General features: G+C 63.3%; 9 protein-coding genes. 5 read left to right on the forward strand and 4 right to left on the reverse strand.

Annotated features, from left to right (window positions below; translation table 11 throughout):
* Positions 1-30: 30 nt before the first annotated feature.
* Genes tssF (AB4Y31_RS01610) through tssA form a run of 3 tightly spaced genes read left to right on the forward strand, consistent with a single transcriptional unit; the run spans position 31 to position 4,110 of the window.
* Complete coding sequence (gene tssF / locus AB4Y31_RS01610; RefSeq protein WP_368672417.1) at positions 31-1,896, forward strand: type VI secretion system baseplate subunit TssF; 1,866 nt, start codon at positions 31-33, stop codon at positions 1,894-1,896.
* Positions 1,860-2,978, forward strand: coding sequence for a type VI secretion system baseplate subunit TssG (gene tssG, locus AB4Y31_RS01615; protein ID WP_368672418.1), 1,119 nt, complete (start codon positions 1,860-1,862; stop codon positions 2,976-2,978). Before tssF (AB4Y31_RS01610) ends, tssG begins: the two co-directional genes overlap by 37 nt.
* A gap of 16 nt (positions 2,979-2,994) precedes the next feature.
* Positions 2,995-4,110, forward strand: a complete 1,116-nt coding sequence (tssA, locus tag AB4Y31_RS01620) for a type VI secretion system protein TssA (protein ID WP_368672419.1) — start codon at positions 2,995-2,997, stop codon at positions 4,108-4,110.
* Between the two features lie 80 nt (positions 4,111-4,190).
* Here tssA and AB4Y31_RS01625 read toward each other — a convergent pair whose 3' ends face one another.
* The 4 genes from AB4Y31_RS01625 to AB4Y31_RS01640 form a co-directional block, all read right to left on the reverse strand.
* Entirely contained in the window at positions 4,191-5,072 is an 882-nt protein-coding gene (locus tag AB4Y31_RS01625) for an OmpA family protein (protein ID WP_368672420.1), read from the reverse strand.
* Between the two features lie 58 nt (positions 5,073-5,130).
* On the reverse strand, positions 5,131-6,117 hold the full coding sequence (tagF, locus tag AB4Y31_RS01630; protein ID WP_018442516.1) for a type VI secretion system-associated protein TagF: 987 nt from the start codon (positions 6,115-6,117) through the stop codon (positions 5,131-5,133).
* Positions 6,114-10,055 carry a type VI secretion system membrane subunit TssM gene (tssM, locus tag AB4Y31_RS01635; RefSeq protein ID WP_368672421.1) on the reverse strand — a complete coding sequence of 1,314 codons (3,942 nt, stop codon included), beginning with the start codon at positions 10,053-10,055 and terminating at the stop codon, positions 6,114-6,116. Before tssM ends, tagF begins: the two co-directional genes overlap by 4 nt.
* A 64-nt stretch (positions 10,056-10,119) precedes the next feature.
* Positions 10,120-10,983 carry a M15 family metallopeptidase gene (locus tag AB4Y31_RS01640; protein WP_368673421.1) on the reverse strand — a complete coding sequence of 288 codons (864 nt, stop codon included), beginning with the start codon at positions 10,981-10,983 and terminating at the stop codon, positions 10,120-10,122.
* Between the two features lie 128 nt (positions 10,984-11,111).
* Here AB4Y31_RS01640 and AB4Y31_RS01645 point away from each other — a divergent pair, with 128 nt between their 5' ends.
* Positions 11,112-12,119: a hypothetical protein gene (locus AB4Y31_RS01645; protein WP_368672422.1), complete on the forward strand. Its 1,008-nt coding sequence runs from the start codon at positions 11,112-11,114 to the stop codon at positions 12,117-12,119.
* Complete coding sequence (gene tssF, locus AB4Y31_RS01650) at positions 12,120-13,940, forward strand: type VI secretion system baseplate subunit TssF (protein WP_368672423.1); 1,821 nt, start codon at positions 12,120-12,122, stop codon at positions 13,938-13,940.
* Positions 13,941-14,021 lie beyond the last annotated feature (81 nt).

Raw genomic sequence — 14,021 nt, forward strand, 5'->3', positions numbered from 1 at the left:
ACCAAAAAGATCTGGCGCTCGGGGAAAACGATGGACGCGTTGCTGCCTTACTACGACCGTGAGCTTGCGTTTTTGCGGCGGTACGCGCCGGGTTTTGCCGATCGCTATCCGAAGATCGCGCCGCGTCTCGCGTTTGCGGACACGCAATCGGACGATCCGCATGTCGAGCGGATGATCGATGCGCTGGCGCTGCTCGGCGCGCGCATCAACCGCAAGCTCGACGATGACTACCCCGAGTTGGCCGAAGCGTTGCTCGAGGTGCTTTACCCGCATTACCTTCGGCCGTTCCCGTCGTGTTCGATCGCGCAGTTCGCCCCGAGCAGCGCTGAGCGAATCGACGAACCGGTCACCATTCCGCGCGGCACACAGCTTCGCAGCCGCGACGTAAACAGCGTTCATTGCTGCTTTCGCACCGCGTACGACGTGATACTCGCGCCGATAAGACTCGCCCGAGCTCAATTCAGGGCGCTTGCCGAGCTACCTGCGCACGCGCCCGTGCTGCCCGGCGATGCGTCGGGCGTCGTATCGTTTCTGTTCGAAAGCACCTCATCGGCGAGCGATCTCACTGCGATCGGGCTCGATTCGGTACGCGCTTACCTGCATGGCGAGCAGTCGTTTGTCGCGACGTTGGCCGACAGTCTCTTCATGAAAGCAATAGCCGCCTACGTAGAAGCCGACGAGCCGGGCGAGTGGCGGCGTCTTCCGGCGCTTCCGCTCGAGCAGGCCGGATTCAGCGATAAGCAATCGCTGATCGACTACCCGGCCAAATCGCATCCTGCCTACCGCCTGCTGACCGAATACTTCGCGTTTCCCGAGAAGTTCGGCTTCATCGATTTCGACATTGCCGCCATGCTGCACGCGAGCCGGCGCTGCCGGCGCCTGACGCTGCATGTCGTGATCGGGCGGGTACGCGGCGAAACCCAGGTGCCGCGGCTCATCGAATCGCTTGCGGCGCATCACCTGCGGCTCTTTTGCTCGCCCGTCGTGAATCTTTTCAGGCAACCTGGCGAGCCGATCCACGTCAGTCACGAAGTTGTCTCTTATCCGGTCGTTGCGAATGCGCGAAACGCACGCGAATACGAGGTCTATTCGATCGACGCAGTTCACTTGGTGAGAGAAGGCGCGAACGAGCAGACCATCATGGAGTTCCGCCCGTTCTTTGCGCTCCGCCACGACGAGGCAGGCAAGGTTGGCCGATATTGGTTCGCGCGCCGCAACGCCACCGTGGCCGACATGAGCCCGGGCTATGAGACGGAGATCTCGATCATCGAGAGTGCATTCGATCCATCGAGCGCACAAACTGACACGCTCAGCCTCGAATTGACCTGCACCAATCGCGACTTGCCGGCGCGGCTTGCCATCGGGCTCGAAGGCGGCGATTTGTTCCTCGATGACGCCGCCATGGAGGACGATGCGGCGCTCACCGTCGGCGCCAATCCGATTTCCATGCTCTGCCGGCCCACGCCGACTGTGCGCGTCGAGCGCGGAGCGTCGATGCAGCTTCGACTCGTCTCGCATCTCGCGCTCGGTCACGCTCCGCTCGTCGATGACGATCTCGCGTCGCTGAAGGAGCTGCTCTCGCTCTACGATTTGCGGCATACGGCCGTGTCGACGCGCCATATCGAAGGTCTCGTCGGCGTCGAGCGGCGGCCGGCCGTCCAATGGCTGCCGGGTAAGCCGTTCGCGACGTTCGTGCGTGGTGTCGAGATCCGTCTCACGATCGACGAGGCGCATTTCGTCGGGACGAGCGTTGCCGCCTTCGTCAGAGTCCTCGACGCCTTTTTCGGGCTCTACGTCAACCTGAATCGATTCGTACAACTGATTGCCGTGTCCAAGCGCACCGGCGAGGAGATCATGCGATGCAAGCCACGCAGCGCAGAGTCCACGCTGGCGTAGTCCGGCGGCTCCTCGACGAGCCATATCGCTTCCAGTTCTTCCAAGCAGTGCGCATGCTCGAGATGTGGTTCGAGCAAGACGTCGTGCGGCACGCGGGCGAGCGGATCATGTTCCGCAATACCTTGTCGCTGACGTTCGCACCGAGCGAGCTCGAGCGCGCCACGCCATACGACGTCGACGGCGCTCCGTTGGACAGCGAGGAAGCGCGCGATGCGGCGATCGAGGCACGCTCGCTTGCGCGTGTCGATCTGGTACCGGCGTTTTTTGGCATGCTGGGCGGGCAGGGTGCGTTGCCGCTGCACTACACGGAAGATCTGATCGCACGTGAGCAATTGCGGCGCGATCGTGCCGCCCGCGCGTATCTCGATGTCTTTACCCACCGAGCAACGGCGCTGTTCTACGAGGCGTGGAAGAAGTACCGGCTGCCGTTTCACTACGAGCTCGACGAGGACGAACGCTATCTGCCGTTGCTGCTCGCGATCGCAGGCTTGGGGCACCTCCCGACGCGCGGTGCCTTGCAGCAAGGGACGGGCACGCTGATCGACGAGGCGCTGGGCGGATATGCGCTGCCGGTCCGGCAGCGGCCGATGTCGGCTGCCTATCTCGAGCGCGTGTTTGCGGACTATTTTCGCGTGCACGTGCGCGTCGAGCAGTTCATCGGAAAGTGGTACGACGTGCCGCGCTCGAATCTGTCGCAGCTCGGCTACGCGAACGTGACGCTCGGCGCGACGGCGCTCGCCGGCGAGCGCGTCTGGCAGCGCGATATGCGGCTGCGACTCGTCCTGGGACCCCTATCGAAGCGTGACTACCAGAGGCTCCTGCCGGCCGCGCCGCACGCGGTCGCGCTCGAGCGAATGCTGTCGCTCGTGGGCGGCGCCGTATTCGAATACGAAGTCTCGCTCGTACTCGCGCGCAGCGAGGTGGGCGCGGCTCGTCTCGGCGGTGGTGCGCGGCTGGGCTGGGATGCCTTCGTCTGCACGCGGGAATCCGAGCGCGACCGCGACGACGCGCGCTATGAAGTCCACGTCATCGACGATCGCGAGGAAGGAAGGCCGCAACTCTCGAGACGTCCACGATATTGAATACGAGGAAATCTGAATGGCGATCGACCTCAACCCGCTTTTAGAGCCGTTCCCGGGCGCATCCCCCTGTGGCCAGGACTTGCTGTTTTCGAACGATTTCGACGCGATCCAGCAGGCGCGCCGCTTCGACGATCCTTCGCTCGATCAGGGGGAATGGGTAACCGAGATCAAGGAGGCGGACTGGGATTTCGTCATCGATCGCTGCAGCGCTTTGCTCGGCACGCAGACGAAGGACCTGCGGCTCGCGGCGTGGCTGACCGAAGCGCTTGCAATGAAGCAGGGCTTGCCCGGACTGACGCAAGGCTACACGCTGCTCGCGGGACTATGCGAACGCTACTGGGACAAGGTTCATCCGCTGCCCGACGGCGACGACGCCGAGTATCGGCTCGGCAATGTGACATGGCTCGTCCGACGCACGGCGGAATTGCTGCCCGATACGCGCCTCACGCAAACCTCGACCGGAAGCTTTTTCACGGCGGTCGACTGGGACGTTGCAACGCATGTGGCGCAGGCATCCAAGCGAGACCCGGAGCGCGCCGATGAGATTGCGCGCGGCAAACCGTCCGTCGAGCAGATCGCTGCCGCCAAACGTATTACGCCCGTGACGTTCTACCGAACGTTGTTGGACGAACTGAAAGCGTTCGAAGCGGCGATGCTCACGCTGGAATCACGGTTGGACGAATACGCCGGCGAATCCGCTCCGAGTTTCCGGCAGACAAAGGAGTCCTATGCATTCGTCTACGGGCTCGCGGAGCGATTTGCGCGCGATGTCGGCGTGAGTCCCGATCCTGCACCCGGCGCCGTCGCGGCCGATTCGCACGAGCCGCGCGAGGCCGAACGCGCCGAGCCCACCTTCAAGACGCCGCTTCCACGAACCGCGACCATGCCATCGAATTCCGAGCCCGTCCCTGCGGGCGTCATCCGAAGTCGCGCCGACGCCATCGCGCAATTGCGTGCCGTCGCGCAGTTTCTGCGCGCCGCGGAGCCGCATAGCCCGGCCGCCTATCTCGCCGACAAGGCGGCCGAGTGGGCCGATATGCCATTGCACCAGTGGCTTGCATCGGTGGTGAAAGACGACGGTCAGCTGGCGCACTTGCGCGAGTTGCTGGGAGTGAAGCCCGAGCCGAGGTGAAGTCGGTCGAGCGCGCGCCGTGTTCGAGCCGCGATGCGCGTGCGCCATCACACGCGCCGCGCATCGACATGTCCGATCGCCTATTTGCCGACGCGAAACTCGATGCGCCGATTGCGCGCGCGCCCTTCGTCGGTATCGTTCGATGCGATCGGCTGATCGGGCCCGGCGCCCATCGTCGTCATCGACTGTGGCGCGATGCCCTTCGTGACCAAATACCCTTTGACGGCGTCGGCACGCGCCTGACTGAGCGCAATATTCGACGCGCGGCTCCCGGAATTGTCGGTATGGCCGATGATCTCGAACGAGTTGTTCGGCATTTTCGCGATGACGGCGGCGAGCTGATCGAGGATGGCCCGGCCTTGCGGCGTCAGCGTCGCGCTGCCCGTTTCAAAAGCGATCGTGCGGTTCGCCAGCGTGCTGTCGAGCACGCCTTGCTCCGATGCGCTCACGTGCAAGCCGTTCCGGATCGTGTAGGTGGGGTTGAGCGCGTTGGCCATATCGCTCGCGATTTGCTGGCGTTGCGCTTCGTTGCCCACTTCGCCCTTGACGTCGATTTGCGTGCCGTCGATCTTCAGTTGCCCCTTGCTGATCTGCTTCAACTGCGGGCCTATCAACTTCTGGACGTTGGTCGACCAATTGGGCGGCGTGGCGACACTGCCGACTTCGATCTGATCGACGATGTTAGCCGCGCCGTACGTATCGCGAAGGCGGGTCAGGACGGCGGTGCGCGTGGCCTCGTCCGGCACTTTGCCGCTGATGACCACTTGTCCCGGGGCCGCGTTGACCGTGGGGGGCACGCGCGTAGTGGCTATGCCGCCCGTCGCAGGCGGCGCGGACAGTGTCGTCGTTTTGATATGGATGCCGCTGTTGTCGATCGGCGTCACGCTTGCCGGCGCGGCATTGTCGGCATGGACGGCCGCGCTTGCCACGAATCCGAGACATGCCAGCGCGATCGACGCCAACTGCGAAACTGTCCGAGGGCGCCACCGTGCAAAAAGGGAATCAAAGTCAGCCATCGCGTTAAGCCCCGACGAACGCTTCACGGAACGTATCGATGGCGATACGCAACGAGAGTTGAGGTTGTTCGAGATAGCTGACGAGCTTGCTGATGCCGGGCTCGTTCTGCGCATGTTCGTCGATCCATTCGGGATCGTCGATGTCGATGTTCTGGGCCGCATAGGCCTGTGGATCGATGACGCTATGGAGCGTCTTCGCCGACGCACCGTTGAATCCGATCACCAGTCGATCGCGCTCGGCGATCGTGCCGATGAAGATCGCGATCTCGAAATCGGCCAGCGCGAGAAACGGGGCGATGAGTTCGAGCCAGAACGCGGCGACGAGGCTTCGATAGAACGAATCGACGGGCAGCGGCAGCGTGAGGCCGCGTTCGAGATGCGGCGCTTTGCTCAACATGACGGGCTTCAGCAGCGAGCCGAGCGCGAGCATCGCGCCGCGCAGCCGGACCGGGTGGCCGCTCGCCAGCAGCATTTGCTCGAGGCCGGCCAGCGTCTGGTGCTCGACGAAATCGGCGAACGTGCCGTCGTGCGAGCTCGCCACGCCGACATCGATCGGCACCTGGGTATCGCCGAGCGCCTGCAACGCGGCATTCGGCTCCGCGCCCTCGAAAAGCTCGCGCATCTGCTTCGCGGCGCGCGCCCAGAGCCGCGCGAAAGCAAGCGGGCTGCGCGCAAGAAACGCAAGGGGGCGCTCGACTTCGAGTGCCGTCGCCGCAAGCAGCGGGAACCGCCGCGAGGAGACATCGTGACTCGTCATCATGTGACCGGCGATCGCGAGCTTGCTTTGCGAGCCGAGGAAAGCGAAGTGCATCGGCTTCGCGTTCTCGTAGACGATTTTCCAGCGCGGGTCTTCCGCGAGCAGCTCCATCGCTTGAGCGATCCAGTGATCGAGCGTTTGCAGTAGCTGCGGATTGTTCGCGCTCTTGACGAAGTCGCCGCGCGAGGGAATCTTGCCGAAGTAGGCCAATTGCGCCTGGACCGATTGCGTCATTGCGCGGCTCCCGGGTTCGTGGCGGCGGCGTTGACCGCGGCCGGTGTAGTCGAGGCGGTGGTGGACACGCTCGCGGACTGTGCGCGGCCGGCGGCGTCCGCCGCAACCATCGCAGCGGTCGCGGCGCCGCTCGACGAACCGCTCGCGGCCGCGGCGGCAGCGCGGGTCGCGGCGACGTCGACGACCGACGTCGGCAGGCGCGCGCCGCGCAGGCTTTGCTGCTGCGGGGCGTCCGACGATCCGCTCGATGGCTGCGAGGTGCTGACGATGCGCATGCTGAACGCCACCGTCACATCGCCCTGCGTCCATGACAGATCGAAAGTCCCGTCGGCGTTGCGCTTGCGCTGCGCGGAGTTGATGAGCTTCTCGAGGCCGTAGCGGCCCGGCTCGTTGACGAATTGGACCGTGCGGCCGTCGAACGTCACCGCCGTCAAGGTCGCGCCGGCCGTACCCTGTGGATTCGGCCAGACGAAGTTCGCCCACTGCGCCGGCGTGTTGCGATAGCGAAGTTGCTGGCCGTCGATCGTGATCGTATATTCGGTCGTTTTCGAGCCCGGCTGTGGCAGGATCTGGAACACGGTCTGCGGCTCGCCCGCCGACTGCCCGCCACCGGCGGCGGCGCCGGAGAGCGGCGCGACCCAGCGCGCGAATCCGCTCGAGAAGTCGGGCGTCAACGCAATGCCGATGCCGCCCCACGTGCGAGGGCTCAGGGTATCGCCGCGCCGCACGGCGAGCGGGCCGAGTGTTGTGCCGACGAACTTCGACACCGCGCCATCGGGCCCGAACACCTGCGCGATTTCACCCGCGCCCGCTTCAACCTTCGCACTGGCGGAGAACGGATACTTGTTCGCGAGCGATGCTTCAAACGGCTGGTACACCTGAGCGTCCCAGACCTTGTTGACCTCCTCGCTGGCCGGACCGACGACGACGGCGAAGGCCTGCATCAGCGGCCGCACGAGCAGCGGTCTCAAGGTCTTGCGCTGGTCGTCGGTGAGCCCGTTGAGCATCTGCTCGTCGACGATCTTCAGGGAATCGGCGAGCTCGGACCCGCTGCCCTCGAGCGTCTGCTGCATCAGCTGGCGTGCGCCTGGCCCGGGATCGCCTTGATTCTTGATCACGTTGAAACGCGTGCGCACTTTCGAAAGGGAATCCATATAGTTCGCGAGCAGCGACGTGTTGTCCTGCTTTGCGACGATGCGCGCAAGTCCGGTGAACGCCGCGCCGACCGGCCCCATCGCGGGTTGGGCAGGGACGATGGCGTCCGGATCGATGCCGGCCGTTTTCGCCGCGTCTTCGTGCAACGAGAAGAAGCGCTTGAACCATCCGCTCGTGCCGTTTTGCGCGCGTTGCACCGTCGTGGAGGCAAGCGCCGGGTTGTCCCAGCCGGTCTGGTCGTACGCGGTTTCGAGAATTTTCCTGATCGGCGAGCTCTGCGGGTCGCCGAGCCGGTTCATCGATGCGACGGCCTGACTGAAGTTGCCGAAGTCCTGAATGGCAATGCCCTGCATGAAGCGCTGCCAGTGCTGTGCGTACTCGGCCTTGTACATGCCGACGAGCGCCTTCTGGATCTGCTCAGGGCTGCCGTCGAGCGTCAGGTCGTCCTGGGAGGCCGTGTTGAGCACCCAATCCTTCGCCTGGAGCTCTTTCGTGGCCGCGTCGCGGATTGCTGGCCGGACATACTGGAACCATGCATCGCGCGTGAACGTACCGGGAATCGCATAGCTGCCCGCGACGAGGCTCGTGTCGCCGTCGCCGACGATACGCGCGACCGTCATCGGCGCGAAACGCGTCGAGGCACGTGCCTTGATATCCTCGTAGACGCGCTGCCGCGCCGGCATGCCGCGCACGACGTGACGCAGATCTTCGCGGGTTTCGTCGACGAGCGAGAGATTCGCGTCGATCATGGGCCAATCGTCGTCGGCGACGCGCGACAGATAGAACGTGATCATTCGTTCGGCACTCCTGATCATCTCGTCGCGCGGCATGTTGCCGCGATTCGTCTCGAGCCAGCCGCGCCAGAAGCGGGCCAGTTGATCCGTGAGATGGGCCGCTTCGATGTGGCGCTTGTCCGAGAGCATCAGATAAGTCTTGAGCGCGTTGTAGGCGTCTTCGACGTTCGTGGGCGAGGCGTCGCTGTAGAGGCCACCCTGCGCGTTTGGCCCATTCGGCGCGGGCGACAGAACATTGGCGCGAGCAGAGACGGGCACCGCCCCCGATTCGGGCGGACGCGTGAGCGGCGCAAGTTGGTCGGCGTGCGCATTGACGTCCTTCAGGAAGGCCGCGAGATTCTGCGAGACCGGCGTGAGCATCAGCTGCTTGATGCCGCGGTAGTACTCGGTCAGCAGACGCTGCTCGATGATGTCGCCCTGGTAGAGCCCGAACGAAACCGAAAGCGGCCTGTCGCGACGATATTGCTCGAGCTGTTCGATACGGTCCTCGAGAATATCCATCGCCTGAAGACGCGATTGCAGATCGTCGCGCTTTTGCTGGATCCGCACGATGTTGTTGAGGTCGGCCTGCACATTGGCCACGAGCTGCTGATTGCCGATCGTGGACCAGGTCCAGCCGCCCAGCGCGAGCGCGAGGATGGCGACGAACGCGAAGAAGGTGCCGTACCGCAGCCGGAGCTTCGCGGGGCTCGCGAACTGGCGCACCGTCTGCTTGTCGGCGAAGATGACTTTCGAGAAAAGATCGCGCAGAAAGAAGCCGTTTTTCGAGGTGGGCGCCTGCGCTGCCGGCACGTCGTCGGCCGAAAGACCGAACCGCTGTCCGATCCGCTGCGCCGCGGCGCTGTTCGTCACGCCCTCTTGCAGCGCGCTCGTGAAGTAAAAGCCGCGCAAGATCGGCTTGTACTGAAAGGGATTGTTTTCGAAGAGCGTGGCGAGAAACACGCGCAGCGCCGGCTTGATCGAGAGAAACTCGAGCGGAAAGCTGAGCTGGCCCGGGGCGAGCTTGTTGCCGCGATTCAGCGCCATTTGCGCGACGCTGATTTCCTTGAGGCCTTCGTAAAGCTCCTCGAACCGCTCATCGAACAGCGCGACGATATCGCGTTTCTCGTCCGGCTCGTACGGCAACGTTGCTCCCCAGACGCGATCGTATTCATGGCGCTCGCCGCCACCGAAGAATTCCGAGAATCCGGTAATCAAGTCCGCCTTCGTGAACATGACGTAGACGGGCGCGAAGACTTCGAGCTTTTCCGTCAACTCCTGCACGCGCTGGCGCAGACTCCGCGCGAGGTTGATCGTCGTATCGGGGCGGCCGGCCGTCAGCTCCGCGATGCTCGCCGTGACGATGATGCCGTTGATCGGCGCGCGGGGCCGGTAGCGTTTGAGCAAGCCGAGGAAGCCGAGCCATTCGGTGCGGTCTTCCTCATAGACCGAATATCGGCCCGCCGTATCGAGCAGGATCCCCTCGGTGGTGAAGAACCAATCGCAGTTACGCGTACCGCCGATGCCGTGAACGACGGCATCGCGCTTTTCGGCGAACGGAAATTGCAGCCCCGAGTTGAGCACGGCGCTGCTTTTGCCCGCGGCGGGATTGCCAATGATGATGTACCAGGGCAGTTCGTAGAGCGCGGAGCCACCCGATAGCTGACCGATCTTCGACGTCTTGATCGTGCGAACGGCATCGACGAGGCGTGTGCGCAACGCATCGAGCTCCGCTTGACGGGCCGGCTGCGCAGGAGCCGATGTCGCCTTATCGGCTGCCGCTTGCTGCTCGAGCATATCGCCGAGCTGGCGATTGGCGCGGCGCGTCGCGGCGGCCCGCCAGAGCCAGACGATCACGACGATCGCGAGCACGGCGCCGCACGCGATCGCGGGCCAGACGAGCGGAGCGTCGTACCAGAGCGCTATCCCGAAGACGATCGCCGCGACGAGGAGCAGCCCGACGACGGTCATCGTCCGCTTATGAAAGATTGCATTGAGAAAGCGTTGCATAAGGCGTTCTTCTATTCGAATGCGAATGGCATGACGCAATGTGCGGCATATCCCGAAACACGTATCACTTGCCCGCCATCGCGGCGGCTCGCGCGCGTGCCAGGACGAATCCCGGCTTGTGGTATTCAACGTGTCCGAGATCCATCAGTTTCCATCGTCCGCCCCATGTCAAGCCGACTTGCTCGGCTGTTTGCCCGTAGAGCTCGTAACCCCGCATCGCCCACGGGTCCTTTTCCGATATCACGAGCTTGCCGTCGCGCAAAAAAGCGTTGTCGGCGGCAAGCCCATACTGGTGATAGCTCTGATAGGCGGCCGCATTCGTTACACCCCCGAGTTTGGCGAGCCGGTCCTGCCGCTCCGGACTGCGATAACCCTCGAGCAAAGCCATTTCATAGCCGTATTGCTCGCGCATGATCTTGTAGACGAGCAATAAGCGCGTTCTAAAGTCGCTGTCGAGCAGATTCCAATCTCGGCTGGCATCCACCAACGCTGGACGGACCTGTTCGACTTCCTGCGTCGCAAATACCTCCGGCGGCAAAGGCGGCGGTGGAACGAGCTGTTCACCTTGAAGCAGCGCGGCGATTTTCTCGTCCGGCACCCGTGTGACGTCGTCATACTCGGATAGTTGACCGCCGCGCAATGCAATTGCCAGAAAAGGAGGCGCGGCAAGGATACCTGCGGTAATCAAAATCAGCAAGCGATGGCGAATCAGTATTTTTTTCGCGCCACTAAACGCGGATTGGGAAATTATTACTGATTTGGAAAAGCGAGTGCGTACTTCGGTTGCGCGTTTGGTTGCGTGAAGCCCGATGCGCCGGTGCAGTCCGAGCGCTGCGTTCATCAGTGCCGCGCGTGCCGGCGGCAATAGCAGCACGGCTGCCAGCATCACGGCGAGCGCGAAATAAGCGGTAAGCGCAATGACAATCAAGGTCGGCCCGTAGCGGTGAAATAAATTGTCTTTTGTAATGCTTGCTCTTAGAATCTGCCCAGCCTGCTGCAAGGGAGGCCGGATCACATTATCAGCTCGAATTAATCCCGGATTCAATGAGGCAGTGAATGAGTGCGCCGGATAGCCGCGATTCCAAAGCGCGGCCCAGCTTGCTTTCCGATACAGCGAACGATCTCGCCAATGACGGTTCACGCATTCTCGCGAACCTCGAAGGCCGCGTCGCCGCGCAGCCTTTGAAGTCACGCGGCTCGAAGAAGCCATGGCTATTCGCCGCGGTCTTCGCATTGGCCGGTGCCGGTGCATTCGGCGCATGGCAATGGCGGCATACTATGCCGGGCAACGGTGAAAAACTGGCGACGGCCCCTGCCGGCGGTAATGCCGGTACGCAGGTGTCCGCCGCAACACCGGCGAATGCCAGTACGCCTCTTTTGGCAGCCGCAGCCGCGGCCGCGGCCGCAGCGCCTGCGAGCCGCGTCGACATATCGTCGCTAGCCGCTCCGTCTTCGTCGCAAGCGGCCATCATCGTTTCGGACAACGCGCCGGGCGCACAACCTGTGCCGTCCAGCGCATCCGCCGCATCCGTCGCCGCAGCGTCCACTACTGATAGCTCGGACGGCGGACGATTGTCGCGCGCACTCGCCGCCGGTGCCGAAGCGCCCAAGAGCCACGCGAGCGCAACCGCCCAGGAGCAGGCGAAGCATCCAGCACAAGGCCGCTCGGCGGCGAAGGCCGTTGCGTCACACAACAGTCATGAGCGGCAAACAAAGCGCCACGCGGAGCGTGTGGCCACTGAACGTTCGCGCAATGGCACGAACGCCGCCGCGAAGACGAAGCCCGACGAAGACGTCGATTTGCTGGCCGCGCTCGTGGCGCGCACGAAGCCTTACGATGCCAGGCAGGGGCCGGCCGCAGCGAAGGCGCAAGTCGGCTCCGCAGCGGCGCGAAAGGAGGCGGCGGGCTCAGGCACTCTGCGTCAGGTGAGCCTTGCGCAACAGGTGGCCGAATGCTCCAAACGCGGCCTCATCGAGGAGCAATTCTGCCGTTGGCACGTCTGCGCCGATCACTGGGGCAAGGATCCGGCGTGTCCGTCGAGTACCCCGTCCGTCTCACACTGAATGGAAGAACTGCTTCCTTACTACGAACGCGAACTTGCGATGCTGCGTCGCTCGCTGAAGGAGTTCGCGGCGCGCTATCCCAAAGTCGCCGCTCGCCTGGCGATTTCGGGGGAGCATTCGGAGGATGCGCACGTCGAGCGGATGCTGCAGTCGTTCGCGCTGATCGCCGCGCGCATCTCATCGAGGATCGACGACGACTACCCCGAGCTCACCGAGGACTTGCTCGAGATCGTGCAGCCGCGGTACCTGCGGGCCTTTCCGTCTTGCTCGATTGCATGGATCGATCCGAACAAAGGCAAATTCTTCGCGGGCCTCGCGGAGCCCAGGACATTGCCGAAGGGCACGGAATTAAGGACGAAGGGCACGTCATACCGCTTTCAGTCGGTCTATGACGTCGTGCTGGCGCCGATTGCGATCGAGGAGGTTCGATACGCACGTACGGCTTACGCGCCGACGGGCGTCTCACTGCCCGAACAAACGACAGGCGTGCTGACGTTCACGCTCGCGTTTCCGTCGGGACCCAAGGCGATTGCATCGACGATGAACAAAATGCGCGTCCATGTGACGGGCCAGCGCGAGATCGTGGCATCGGCGATGGACGGTCTTTTGCTGCATGCGGCGGCGGCTTTCGTCGAATCCGACGGGCTCGAGCGCTGGCAACGGCTCCCGCAAATTCCGATCGGCGCGGTCGGCTTTGAAGCCAGCGAGTCGATGATGGGCGCGAGCGCCGGCGCAGCGCAGGTGTTTTCCTTTCTTCTCGAGTACTTTGCATTTCCCGAGAAGTTCGATTTCTTCGATATCGAAGTGTCGACGCTTGCCCGTGCCGCCGGCTCCAGCGGACGTGTGAAATTGCACCTGGCCATCAAGGACGTGCACGAGGATTCGTGGCCGGCCGTGCGCATGGCGAAGCTGACCGCCGAGAACTTCAGGCTCTTTTGCACACCGCTCGTCAACCTCTTCAAGTGCGACGCGCCGCCTATCGAAATCGCCGAGAAGGTGGACACCTACACGGTCGTGCCGAGCGTCAAATCCGACACGTACGCCGAAATTTATTCGATCGACGAGGTGCGTGCCGTTCGCCCGGGCGGCGTCGCGATCGTTCAGCCGTTGCGCTCGCTCATGCACGGTGAATCGACGAGCTTTTCAGGCCCATACTGGGCAGTCCGACGAAAGGATCATATGGAGCGGGCTAGGCGCGAGCAGCGGACGCAGCTTTCGCTCGTCGGTCTCGACGGCAAGCCCATGAAGTCTGACATCAAGACATTGTCGCTGCAATTGACCTGTACGAACGGAAAACTGCCGTCAGAGCTTCCGATCGGGGCGGACGGCGGTGATCTCGAGACCACGGGCATCGAGAAAGATGCCGTGATCGTTTTGCTGCGGCGTCCAACCGAGCCGGTGCTGCCGCCGCGCGGCGAAGGCGCCCTGTGGCGAGTGATTTCGCATCTGACAGTGCATCCCATTCAGCTTCGCACCGAGGCGCTCGACGAATTCAAAACGCTGTTTCGTCAGATTGCGAACGTTTCGGGGCTGCAGCCCAGACAGATCGACGGCCTCCGACACTTGAGCAGCCGCAGCAGCATGCTATGGATCGTGAAGCCGCCGTGCCCTGCGTTCGTGCGCGGCATCGAGGTCGAGCTCGTCGTCGACGAGCAGGCATTTGCCCAGAGCAGCCTGGCGACGTTCATCGCCGTCATGGAGCGCTTCTTTGCGCCGTATGCGCCTGTCGACAGCTTCGTCCAGCTCGTCGTCATATCGAAGAGCAACGGAAGGGAGATACGACGATGCGAGCCGCGCGAGGGCGTTGCGACGGTGCTCTGAAAATTGCCTCATCCAATGCACAACAATTGTCAGACGCCGCCCTAATGACATCAAAAAGGGTGATTAATCAGCGGGAATTTT

This window comes from Trinickia sp. EG282A, from assembly GCF_040965455.1.
Taxonomy (GTDB): Bacteria; Pseudomonadota; Gammaproteobacteria; order Burkholderiales; family Burkholderiaceae; genus Trinickia; species Trinickia symbiotica.